Origin of the sequence: Aetokthonos hydrillicola CCALA 1050, assembly GCF_017591665.1 — a bacterium.
GTDB lineage: Bacteria > Cyanobacteriota > Cyanobacteriia > Cyanobacteriales > Nostocaceae > Aetokthonos > Aetokthonos hydrillicola.
Genome location: NZ_JAAKGC010000451.1, coordinates 1 through 1,044, shown reverse-complemented (window position 1 = coordinate 1,044; position 1,044 = coordinate 1). Strand labels below are relative to the sequence as shown.

At 35.5% G+C, this 1,044-nt stretch carries 2 protein-coding genes; both read left to right on the top strand.

Annotated elements, in window-relative coordinates:
- A partial coding sequence (locus G4P69_RS38810) for a response regulator (protein WP_208355382.1) occupies positions 1–205 on the top strand: 205 nt, incomplete at its 5' end.
- Between the two features lie 534 nt (positions 206–739).
- Positions 740–1,033: a ferredoxin III, nif-specific gene (fdxB, locus tag G4P69_RS38805; RefSeq protein ID WP_208345352.1), complete on the top strand. Its 294-nt coding sequence runs from the start codon at positions 740–742 to the stop codon at positions 1,031–1,033.
- Positions 1,034–1,044: the final 11 nt, after the last annotated feature.

Below are 1,044 nucleotides of genomic sequence, written 5' to 3'. Positions count from 1 at the left end.
TACAAAAGAAATTCGTCGCTGGGAAGAGAACCGTTTTGCTAGCCGCTCCCGTCCTTATATAATCGCAATGACAGCTAATGCAATGAAAGAAGATCAACAAATTTGCTTAGAAGCAGGAATGGATGACTATCTCAGCAAACCTGTTCTAAAAGCAAAGTTAGCAGATGCTTTAGAGTACTGGAGCAAAGTTATACGCACCGAATAATATAAGAATTCTTCTTATTAAAGATCTACAGGTATACTTAGTTTTCTTATAAACGATTTAAAACTGTTATAGAAATCATATTTTATTTTTTGAAAAATCTCTGTAGGGTGTGTTATGCTCCCCACCGGCACAAATTGCGTTTTTGAAACCACGTAGGGGCGCAAGGCATTGCGCCCCTACAAATGGTGTTGTTCATTTACGTCAACACTCAGTTTATGACCGTGCAAAGTATAGCTCCGAGAGTACGGCACCGAAATTTTGGAATGGTTACGGACTTCATATTAACACATCATACGTATATTCCTATAGGATTTCTATCAAATAGGAATCCTATACTTCAAAAATTAAATGTTGTTAGAAAATAATTTCAATTAGAAGTAATAAGCTAAAGTAAGATAAAAAAAATCTCGTAAGTCATTAAAATTTGATTTAAGCAAAAAAATCTTCGTCAATAACAAAAATAGAAGATTAATATGAAGTTATATGAGGAAGAAACTCAAATTCATTTGTAGGCAAAACAGCATAAGGTAAATCATGGCAACACTAACAGGCTTGACATTTGGTGGTAAAACTTGGACACCCAAATTTGTTCAAGAAATTGATCAAGAAAAATGTATCGGTTGTGGCAGATGCTTTAAAATATGCGGACACAACGTCCTGCTATTAAAAGCAATGAACGAAGAAGGCGAATTCGTCGAAAATGAGGACGATGACGAAATCGAGAAGAAAGTAATGACAATTGCTCACCCAGAAAACTGTGTCGGTTGTGAGGCGTGTGCAAGGATTTGTTCTAAAAACTGCTACACTCATGCAGCATTAAATAACTAGACTTTTTCAAG

What these genes read in the sequence shown, in the direction of transcription:
- fdxB (WP_208345352.1), top strand. Translation starts at nt 740, where the DNA reads ATGGCAACACTAACAGGCTTGACATTTGGTGGTAAAACTTGGACACCC.